This window comes from Rickettsia endosymbiont of Orchestes rusci (genome assembly GCF_964030945.1).
Lineage (GTDB): Bacteria > Pseudomonadota > Alphaproteobacteria > Rickettsiales > Rickettsiaceae > Rickettsia.
Genome location: NZ_CAXIQG010000003.1, coordinates 78,546 through 88,202, shown reverse-complemented (window position 1 = coordinate 88,202; position 9,657 = coordinate 78,546). Strand labels below are relative to the sequence as shown.

The following is a 9,657-nucleotide window of genomic DNA, read 5'->3' as shown; positions in this document are numbered from 1 at the left end:
TGGGGTTAAGGTATATTTGTATTTAAGTTTTACAGAATGATATTTTTAAAAATGGTGATTTGAATCGATTCGCATATTATTAAAATTAATTTGTAGTTCCTGCTCTAAAATTTCATATAATTTAATATCGGTTTTTGTTTGCCAAATACCTAATTCATAAAAAAAATGGTAAGGACCGCTAATAGGCGAAGATAACCAAATTTCCTTAGCCGCACTATGCTTGTTAATTACAAAAATACCTTTATCGGTAATTAGATTTAAAATATCACCCTGAAAATCTACATCTATGAGGCAATTTTTATCTTCCGTTTCAATTATATCGGCTATCAAACTAATTGTTTTTTCCGCTATTTTTGCAAATTCGGTATTTTCCATTATTTCATTATTATTAAAATTAATCATTTATATTTATTATATCTGTCGGCAGTATTTCTATTTGCGGTGTTTTAATAATCAAACTTTTTCTGTAGCTGTCTACATGCCTATTATGATCAGCAATATTATTAGAAAAATTATGTCCCCCTTTACCGTCGACCACAAAATATAGTGAGGTAATTTTAGCCGGATTTACTACCGCTTCTAGCGATCCCTTGGAAGGACAACAAATCGGACCGGGCGGCAACCCTTTGATATAATAAGTATTATACGGTAATTCTTGTAGCAAATCTTTTCGAGTTAAAGACCTACCTAACTTAACTTTTCCTTCGGTTAGTGCATATATCGTAGTCGGGTCGGCTTGTAATTTCATATTTTTCCGAAGACGATTTAAGAATACTGCAGCAATCATAGGTTTCTCTAAATTTGAACCGGCTTCTTTTTCAATTATAGAGGCAAGTGTCAACACTTCAAGCCTAGTTTTTAACGGCGAATCCGGTGAAAGCTTTGCCATAGTCTCATCTAAATTAAAAGACATTAGCTTTCTCATCCTATCAATTATTTGTTCTTTCTGATCACCGTAAGAATAAAAATAAGTTGAAGGCATCAAAAAACCTTCAGGAATAATACCTTTTATCTCACCTATTAAACGCTCTTCTTCATTAATCTTTTTTACGATTTCACTGACCCACACCCCTTCGGGAATAACTAACTTATGTATGATAGATTTGCCGCTTGCTAAAATTTTTAAAGTTTGCAGCGGAGAGATATTACTCGTAAAAATATATTCACCGCTTTTAAGCGGATTTTTTAAAGAATAAAGCTTGGCAATGATTGTAAATAGTTCCGGATATTTGATTATATTGTTATTATAGAGCTTTGTAACAATTTGATTTACGGAAAGTTTAGGCTCAATAATTAATGTTTTATTTTCAGGCAACGATCCCGGCACAAAAAGATAAAATATACTAAAATTTAAAAAAGTAATAAATAAGATTAGCAATAAAATTATAAAAGTAAACTTAACTTTCAACGTTTTTTTTAACATGGTAACTGTATATATATTAACAATATTAACACAAAAAACCCGCCATTACGAGGAGGCATTGTTGCGTGGATGGTTAAAAGCACCTTTGATGTCATTCCCGCGCAGCATTGTTGCGTGGTTCCAAATCCCCCGTCATTGCGAGGAGGGACGTAGTCCCGACGTGGCAATCCAGGCTATCCCGAATGTAATGAGGGATTTAATTAGAATGCCACACCGCTTACAGCGGCGACCTTGTTGCATGGCTCGAATTTTCGGTGTCATTCCCGCGCAGGCGGGAATCCGACTTTTCTTTGTCATGCTAAACTTGTTTCAGCATCTATATCATTTGATCCTGAAATAAATTCAGGATGACTATGTTTTTCTGGATTCCCGCCTGCGCGGGAATGACATCGAAAAGCGGGAATGACATCGAAAATTCGAGCCATACAACAACACCTTTGGTCACTCGCAATGACGTTTAGGGTATCCACGCAACAATTTAAGCGATTTTAACTATAGCTGATTTATTTCTTCTAAGCTTAATTTAGTTACTTTTGCTACAACCATAGGGGGCATTCTTAATTTTATTAATTCTATAGCAACATCTTTCAATATTTCTTTATTATTAGCGGTAATAAATGCATTCGTTATATTAGCTTTATTTAATTCTTCGTCCGGTAAATCCATTTTTTTAGGTCTAATTTCATTCAAGCGCGCCGGAATCGTAATAATGTAATTTGCTTCGGCAAAACGATTTAAGGTAAGAACAATTTTACCGTAATGAGCGCTAATTATTTTTTGTATCCCTTCAGAGCGAATTTCATTTATCGTATTATATGCAGGACGTATCATTTTTCTAATATCTTCTTGAGTTAAAGTAGAGTTTTTCGCGATAATTAAAATTTTTATTGCATCACGTTTAAGTTGTTGAGAATTATTCAATGATTCAAGGTCATATTGTAATTCACTATCTTCAATTATTACCGAAATATTCGGCGTAGAAGAATTCATGACGGCATGATTAAAGCAATCAAAAAGTGTTTCTTTAATCAGCTTCGGATCAAGCTGTATTTCTGTTAATTTACTTTCAAAATCAATCGGTATTTCAAGATTAGAATAACCGTGAAGTTTTTTATATTCACTAATTACATTTTGTAGAAAAGGTTGAAATTTTATTTTTTCAGGAAAAATTTTAATTTTATTTTTTATTTGAAAAATTACGGTATCTAAATACTCTGCTCCGGATTTTAGTTTTTCTACAATATTTACCAATTCATGTTTTATATTTTTTAAATTGTTGGGATTTTGATTATGTAACTCCTGCTCTAAGTTATTAATTTGTCGATGAATTGATTTAAATACCGCTATACATTGATCATCAAGGCGGGAGATAAAATCTTCACGATAATTTGCGAGTTTTATCAACTCTAACTGTTGTTGTTTATTATTATCGTTAAGGTAATTTCTTATTGTTTCAGCTATTTCCTCATTCTGTTGTTTCGGTTTAAGGAAAATAATTATTACGGTACCTATCAAGAGAAGAGCATATAAAATAAATTGATTATATTCTATAACCATTTTAACATTACCGCCCATATAACGGGAGTATACTTCAATAGCCAAATATACTCCCGATATAATCATTATAAAAGCAATATTCCACCGTATTATAATTGCCGCTACTACAATATTTAATATAAATATTGTAATTTGTAAGTGTGAAAAGTTGCTTAATAAAACAAAAAAAGTACTACAAACTATCAATAAGTAAAAAACCGATATATACCATGCCGGTCTTATAATAATATTATTTTTAAGGCTAATCGGCCAAATCGGATAAGTCAAAAAGCTAATAGAAAGAATTAACATACTTTCAAAGAAAAACAATAATGTTTTATTACCTATTATATTTGTTACGGAATACATACTGCTGATAGTCGAAACTATACAGAATACTCCGAAGCCTGTATAAATTAACTCATTTTTAGGCGCATTTTGGTTAAAAAACGTTACAATATTAAATTTCTTAACAGAATTAATTACCGTATTAAACTTATTTGTCGATCTAATAACAGGCTTCTTTTTTTTCCATCCTCCGGGTTGCTTTAGTAAATAATGACTTCCCATTAAAAATATGAAATTAACTACCATACCGGGCAGAATACTATCGACATTTGTAATATCCATAAAATATATTCGCCATATTATAACAGCGATAAGACCCGCTCCCATTCCTATAAATACGGATTTAGTTGAGGTACGAAACCCAAGTATTGCAAGGATAAGAGGAACATCGATAATAGGGATATAAAAGCTTTGCGTCATAAAAACAAGCGGCAATAAATCATATTCTAGCAAGGCCAAATATATGGAAATAATGCCGAGTGTAATAGAAATAATTTTAGATAAAACTAGTTCATTTTTAAATTTAATATTTAACGGACCGCAAAAATCGTGAGTTAAAAGTACCGAGGAAGCATTTATATTTGAATCGGCCGTAGACATACACATCGCGACAATTCCTATTAATATAAAGCTTTTTAATCCCGTGTGAGAATATTGACCTATTATATATTGAACCAAAGAAGTCGGCTCAAGGTTAGGGTCTATACTATATAGTAAAAAGGCAATCCACGCCATGCCGAGTAAAATTACCATCAATATAAATGCAGAAACGGTAAAAGCTTTTTTTACCTGCGGTATATTTCGCCCCATCGCTACCCTTTGAAACATCACAGGGTTAATATCCGGCAAAGAAAATAATATAAATAATAATAATAATGACCAAAAATTTGGATTTGAAAAACCCCAAAATTGTTTGTAGTCAAATATTGGGCTGGTTAATGCATTGGCAAAAGTAAAATTAGGTTGGCTATTAAAATCACTCCATAATATAAATCCTAGAACCGGTATTAATACCCCAAAAGTAAAAAATTGTATTATATCGGTGAAAGTAACGGACTTAATACCGCCGAAAGCAGAATAAATTATTACTATGCTAGCTGCTAAAAAAATCGGCGTATTACCAGATAATCCAACGAAATTTTTAAGAACTTCGCCGAAAACTTTAAATTGAACGGCTATAAAACCTGCAGACGCTATAGTACCGGAAATAGCCGAAATAATACGAACATTTTTACCGTATAATTTTCCCATTGATTCCGCAACTGAAATGCTACCTAAAAACTCCCCCATTTTAGGAATAAATAAATATGCATTTAAAAGCAGACAGACTACCATACCAAGGCAACCAATGGTGTAATGTAGCCCTGTATTATAAACTTCCGCTAAAGTAATAAAGAGATAATCCCCGCCGATCCACGTAGCGATTATAGTAGAAACTAAGGCACCCGTGCTAAAATTTCTTCCGCCAAGTGCATAATCTTCTATAGTTTTAACTTTTCTACCGTGATAAAGACCAAACGATAAGTTAACTAATAAAAAACTAAGAAAAATAATCGTATCTAAATTCCAATTAATATTCATGCATAATTCTCCTGATAAAAATTTGCCGTCATTATACTAGTGTGTCATTCTCGCATAGCGTTGGCGTTGTTGCATGGCTCGAATTTTCGATGTTATTCCCGTAAAAACGGGAATCCAAGCCTTACTTATGTCATGCTGAACTTGTTTCAGCATCTAATTACCCAAATATCCTGAAATAAATTCAGGATGACTTAAAAGTATTTTTTCTAGATTCCCGTTTTCAAGCGTTGTTGCATGGCTCGAATTTTTGCAAAGTGTTTCGGTGTCATGCCGTGGCTTGACCACGGCATCCAGTCTTTTTATTAAGGTTTTTCTGGATACCGTGGTCAAGCCCACTACTGTACGAACGTTTAAATAAAGAGGTAAAAATTCTGTCATTCCGTGGCTACGACCACGGAATCCAGCTTATAATATCATAAAAAGATTCTAAAATAAGTCTAATATGGCTTTATTTTCCTGGATGCCGTGATCAAGTCACGGCATGACACAGCCTTTTTTCAACGTTCGTACAGTAGTGGGTCAAGCCACGGTATGACACCGTACTTATAATAACCATAATACGGTAAATTATTAGCCATGCGACAGCGCCCCGCCTGCACGGGAATGACATAGAACGTGCTTTAACCTATCCACTTACAGTAATATTAATTTAATTTTTAAGCATAAATATTAATAATTTATATAAAAAAAACAATCATTAATTGTAAGTATTACATAAAACTTATTTATCCTGAAACATAATTATTATTAAAATCCATTTTTCTGTAGTTTAATGCTTCGGCAATATGTAACTTATTCACTTTATCTGAATTCTCAAGATCGGCAATAGTTCTTGCTACTCGGAGGATTTTGTTATAACCGCGCATAGATAATCGGAATTTTACTGCCGCCTCATTTAACAATTCTTTCCCGTCATCTATCGGCATTGCATAATCTATTAGTAACTGCCCGTCTAACCGATTATTTGTTTTGATATTATATCCTTCATATCTTTTTTGCTGTATAAGACGGACTTTTTCCACTCGGACGGCAATATCGCCGGAGTTTTCCTCCTCCGAATGATTATTATAATTTAAAAAATTCATATTATTAGAAACTTCTATATTTAAATCAAACCTATCCATAATAGGACCTGATATTTTCATTTGATAATCACTTCCGCATTTAGGAGCTTTTACGCATGTTTTATAAGGGTCGCTTAAATAACCGCATTTACACGGATTCATGGCAGCTATTAACTGAAAATCTGCCGGATATTTTATATGAGAATTTGACCGTGAAATTAATATTTCGCCGCTCTCTATCGGTTGCCTTAAAGATTCAATAACATGCTGCGGAAATTCAGGCAATTCGTCTAAAAATAATATCCCGTTATGAGCTAACGAAATTTCCCCCGGTTTAACTTTTTTCCCTACTCCTCCCCCTACCATCGCAGCTATCGAACAAGAATGATGCGGCGCTCTAAACGGTCTAACCCTAGTAAGTTTACCCCCTGAAAGTTTACCGGCAATGCTTGCAACAATACTACATTCTAAAATTTCTTCCGAAGACATTTTAGGCAATATTCCCGGCATACACTGAGCTAGCCTTGATTTACCGGTACCCGGAGGACCGAACATTAAAAGATTATGTCCTCCTGCCGCTGCAATTTCCAAAGCTCTTTTTACGGTTTTTTGACCTTTTATATCCCTAAAATCGGGATAATTTATTAAGCTATTGTCAGCTTGCGGCTCAGGAGCCGTTAAAATTTGTGAACCTTTAAAATGATTGACTAATTCAATTAAATTACCGGCTACTAAAAGATTATTATTACCGGACCAAGCAACTTCCGAACCGTTTTGACTTGAGCAGATAAGCCCTTTACCTCGTGCTAAAGCTCCAATTGCCGCCGGCAAAGCTCCATTGACCGGTAAAATAGAACCGTCTAACGATAATTCACCCATTATAAGATATTCTTGTATTTCAATATTAGGCAAAATATTCATTGCCGTAAGTATAGAACAAGCAATAGCAAGATCAAAATGACTTCCTTCTTTAACTAAATCGGCGGGTGCTAAATTTATTAGAATTTTCTTTGTAGGCAGCGCAAGCCCGATCGAAGAAAGGGCCGCTTTTACTCGTTCTTTTGATTCCGCAATAGTTTTATCGGCAAGCCCTACTATAGTAAAAGACGGAATACCCGGCGATATCTGTACTTGCACATCAACATCAGTAATTTCGATTCCGTTAAATGTTAAACTAGCAATGTGGACTATCATGAAATTTTTTGGTATATTCTAGGTGTGATTGTTATTTGGATATATCGGCATTCCTGCATGTATAGATTTTTATGTCATTCCCACGGAAGCGTATGGGTGTCAACTTAAGGAGCAAAAACGTAAGTCCGTCATTGCGAGGAGGCATTGCCAGCGTGGATACCCAAACGTCATTGCGAGCGACTAAAGGCTTTGTTGCATGGCGAATAATTTACCGTATTATGGTTATTATAAGTACAGTGTCATACCGAGGCCCCTCCCACGGTATCCAAAAAAACCTTAATAAAAAGACTGGATGCCGTGGGGTCAAGCCGGTGTTGTTGCATGGATGGTTAAAAACGGTCTCGGTGTCATTCCCGTGAAAGCGGAAATCTAGGCTTTTCTTTGTCATGCTGAACTTGTTTCAGCATCTTTAGTAGATCCTGAAATAAATTCAGGATGACAAGGACTAGATTGCCACGTCAGGACTACGTCCCTCCTCGCAATGACGATTCCGGTAGCCATGCAACAAAGCCACGCGTAGGCGGGAATGATATAGAATACGCTTTAACCTATCCACGGAACAAAAAATACTGCTCTACCCTTAATTGAAAAATTATACTATAATATAAATTTTGCTAAGTCAAGGTTAGTTATTATTTTTGATAATTGTTTTTCCACAAATTCTTTATCTAGAGTGACTTTTTGCCCTTTCATTTCGCTAGCATTAAAACTTATATCTTCTAATAAATTTTCAAGGATCGTGTGTAGTCTTCTGGCACCAATATCTTCTACTTCTAAGTTAACAGTCGTAGCGTAACTAGCAATTTTTTCAATAGCTTCTTCAGTAAATTCTATCGCTACTCCTTCCGTTGCAAGTAAAGCCGAATATTGTTTGATTAAACTCGCTTCCGGTTCCAGTAATATTTTCACCATATCATTTTTAGTTAACGGATTTAATTCCACTCTAATCGGTAATCTACCTTGCAGTTCCGGCAATAAATCGGCAGGTTTTGTTAAATGAAAAGCTCCTGAGGCAATAAATAATATATGATCGGTTTTAACCGGTCCGTATTTAGTATTAACGCTGGTTCCTTCGATTAAAGGCAGTAAATCTCTTTGAACTCCTTCGCGGCTTATTTCTGAACTCTTTGCACCTGACGCAGAATTAGAAGCTATTTTATCGATTTCATCAATAAACACTATCCCGTCATTTTCAACTAAATTTATAGCTTGCCCTATAATTTTTTCTTGATCTATTAATTTTTCCGACTCTTCCGAAAGGATGATATTCATTGCCTCCTTAACAAGCATTTTTTTCAGTTTAGTTTTATTACCTCCCAAAGCTCTACCGAGCATATCCCCTAAATTAAGAACACCCATAGAGCTACCAGGCATGCCGGGAATTTCAAAATTACCGCTACCTAAAGGCAAAGCAGTATCGGCAATATTTATCTCAATTTCGGTCTCATCAAGTGCGCCGCTTAAAATTTTATCACGAAATTTTTCTCTGGTCTCGGTACTAGAAGACTTACCGACTAAGCTATCTAATATCCTTTCTATTACTTTTTCTCTAGCATTGATATTTACTTCAATTTTAGCTTGAGATTTCTGAGTATTAACCGCTATTTCTACAAGATCGCGTATTATTGATTCAACATCACGCCCGACATATCCTACTTCCGTGAATTTAGTCGCTTCTATTTTAAAAAACGGTGAACCGCTAAGACCCGCAAGCCTTCTGGCGATTTCAGTTTTACCGACACCCGTGGGTCCAATCATTAAAATATTTTTAGGAACAATTTCATTACGGAGTATACCTTTAATATTTTTACGACGGCAACGATTTCTAAGAGCAATAGCCACCGCTTTTTTAGCCTTGTCTTGCCCGACGATAAATCTATTAAGTTCACTAACTATTTGAGAAGGGGTAAGTCCCATAGAATTTATAGAATCTTTTTTTTGAGTAGCAGTCATACAACTTTTTCCAGAATAATATTATGGTTAGAAAAAACACAGAGATCAGCAGCTATATTCATTGATTTTAATGCAATATCCTCTGCCGTTAAATTATTATCGCAAGACATTAAGCCTCTGGCGGCTGCTAACGCAAATAACCCGCCGGAGCCTATTGCCGCTACATTATTTTCAGGTTCAATTACGTCACCGTTACCGGTTAGAATTAAGATATGATCACTATCGGCAACTATCATCATTGCCTCCAAACGTCGTAAATATTTATCGCTACGCCAGTCTTTGGCAAGTTCCACGGAACTCCTAAGCAAATTATGAGAATATTTCTCTAATTTCGCTTCTAACTTTTCAAACAAAGCAAGCCCGTCGGCAGTAGAGCCGGCAAAACCGGCGATGATTTTATTATTGGCGATAGTTCTAAGTTTTCTGGCTCCGGCTTTTAATATTGTGTTGCCGTGCGACACTTGTCCGTCGGCAGCTATAATTACTTCTGCATTTCTTTTTAAACAAAGTATCGTCGTACCGTGCAGAGCTAGATTATTTGACATAATAAAAATTTTA

At 35.0% G+C, this 9,657-nt stretch carries 11 protein-coding genes; 2 read left to right on the top strand and 9 right to left on the bottom strand.

The window, feature by feature from the left end; all coding sequences use genetic code 11:
• Positions 1-45: 45 nt before the first annotated feature.
• Positions 46-375, bottom strand: coding sequence for an iron donor protein CyaY (cyaY, locus tag AAHM91_RS03555; protein ID WP_342269898.1), 330 nt, complete (start codon positions 373-375; stop codon positions 46-48).
• Positions 376-394: 19 nt separating this feature from the next.
• Entirely contained in the window at positions 395-1,423 is a 1,029-nt protein-coding gene (gene mltG / locus AAHM91_RS03550) for an endolytic transglycosylase MltG (RefSeq protein ID WP_342269895.1), read from the bottom strand.
• On the opposite strand from mltG, the gene AAHM91_RS03545 reads away from it, so the two are divergent.
• Positions 1,422-1,763: a hypothetical protein gene (locus AAHM91_RS03545; RefSeq protein ID WP_342269894.1), complete on the top strand. Its 342-nt coding sequence runs from the start codon at positions 1,422-1,424 to the stop codon at positions 1,761-1,763. The genes mltG and AAHM91_RS03545 overlap by 2 nt on opposite strands.
• Here AAHM91_RS03545 and AAHM91_RS03540 read toward each other — a convergent pair.
• The 5 genes from AAHM91_RS03540 to AAHM91_RS03520 form a co-directional block, all read right to left on the bottom strand.
• A complete protein-coding gene (locus AAHM91_RS03540) occupies positions 1,717-1,893 on the bottom strand; it encodes a hypothetical protein (RefSeq protein ID WP_342269893.1) in 177 nt (58 codons plus the stop codon). The two genes, AAHM91_RS03545 and AAHM91_RS03540, sit on opposite strands and share 47 nt — an antisense overlap.
• 22 nt (positions 1,894-1,915) lie before the next feature.
• Positions 1,916-4,888 (bottom strand): sodium:solute symporter family protein, encoded by a 2,973-nt coding sequence (locus tag AAHM91_RS03535; protein ID WP_342269892.1) that lies wholly within the window; start codon positions 4,886-4,888, stop codon positions 1,916-1,918.
• Between the two features lie 153 nt (positions 4,889-5,041).
• On the bottom strand, positions 5,042-5,266 hold the full coding sequence (locus AAHM91_RS03530) for a palindromic element RPE4 domain-containing protein (protein WP_342269891.1): 225 nt from the start codon (positions 5,264-5,266) through the stop codon (positions 5,042-5,044).
• A gap of 91 nt (positions 5,267-5,357) precedes the next feature.
• Positions 5,358-5,498, bottom strand: coding sequence for a hypothetical protein (locus AAHM91_RS03525; RefSeq protein ID WP_342269890.1), 141 nt, complete (start codon positions 5,496-5,498; stop codon positions 5,358-5,360).
• Positions 5,499-5,613: 115 nt separating this feature from the next.
• On the bottom strand, positions 5,614-7,146 hold the full coding sequence (locus tag AAHM91_RS03520; protein WP_341792741.1) for a YifB family Mg chelatase-like AAA ATPase: 1,533 nt from the start codon (positions 7,144-7,146) through the stop codon (positions 5,614-5,616).
• A 71-nt stretch (positions 7,147-7,217) separates the two neighbouring features.
• Here AAHM91_RS03520 and AAHM91_RS03515 point away from each other — a divergent pair, with 71 nt between their 5' ends.
• Positions 7,218-7,505 (top strand): hypothetical protein, encoded by a 288-nt coding sequence (locus AAHM91_RS03515; RefSeq protein ID WP_342269889.1) that lies wholly within the window; start codon positions 7,218-7,220, stop codon positions 7,503-7,505.
• A 238-nt stretch (positions 7,506-7,743) separates the two neighbouring features.
• On the opposite strand, the gene hslU is transcribed toward AAHM91_RS03515, so the two are convergent.
• Complete coding sequence (gene hslU, locus AAHM91_RS03510) at positions 7,744-9,099, bottom strand: ATP-dependent protease ATPase subunit HslU (protein WP_342269888.1); 1,356 nt, start codon at positions 9,097-9,099, stop codon at positions 7,744-7,746.
• A complete protein-coding gene (gene hslV / locus AAHM91_RS03505) occupies positions 9,096-9,644 on the bottom strand; it encodes an ATP-dependent protease subunit HslV (RefSeq protein ID WP_253307562.1) in 549 nt (182 codons plus the stop codon). The genes hslU and hslV overlap by 4 nt, the downstream gene beginning before the upstream one ends.
• Positions 9,645-9,657 lie beyond the last annotated feature (13 nt).

What these genes read in the sequence shown, in the direction of transcription:
- cyaY (WP_342269898.1), bottom strand. Translation starts at nt 375, where the DNA reads ATGGAAAATACCGAATTTGCAAAAATAGCGGAAAAAACAATTAGTTTG.
- mltG (WP_342269895.1), bottom strand. Translation starts at nt 1,423, where the DNA reads ATGTTAAAAAAAACGTTGAAAGTTAAGTTTACTTTTATAATTTTATTG.
- hslV (WP_253307562.1), bottom strand. Translation starts at nt 9,644, where the DNA reads ATGTCAAATAATCTAGCTCTGCACGGTACGACGATACTTTGTTTAAAA.
- AAHM91_RS03520 (WP_341792741.1), bottom strand. Translation starts at nt 7,146, where the DNA reads ATGATAGTCCACATTGCTAGTTTAACATTTAACGGAATCGAAATTACT.
- AAHM91_RS03530 (WP_342269891.1), bottom strand. Translation starts at nt 5,266, where the DNA reads ATGACAGAATTTTTACCTCTTTATTTAAACGTTCGTACAGTAGTGGGC.
- AAHM91_RS03535 (WP_342269892.1), bottom strand. Translation starts at nt 4,888, where the DNA reads ATGAATATTAATTGGAATTTAGATACGATTATTTTTCTTAGTTTTTTA.
- AAHM91_RS03525 (WP_342269890.1), bottom strand. Translation starts at nt 5,498, where the DNA reads ATGTCATTCCCGTGCAGGCGGGGCGCTGTCGCATGGCTAATAATTTAC.
- hslU (WP_342269888.1), bottom strand. Translation starts at nt 9,099, where the DNA reads ATGACTGCTACTCAAAAAAAAGATTCTATAAATTCTATGGGACTTACC.
- AAHM91_RS03545 (WP_342269894.1), top strand. Translation starts at nt 1,422, where the DNA reads ATGGTAACTGTATATATATTAACAATATTAACACAAAAAACCCGCCAT.
- AAHM91_RS03515 (WP_342269889.1), top strand. Translation starts at nt 7,218, where the DNA reads ATGTCATTCCCACGGAAGCGTATGGGTGTCAACTTAAGGAGCAAAAAC.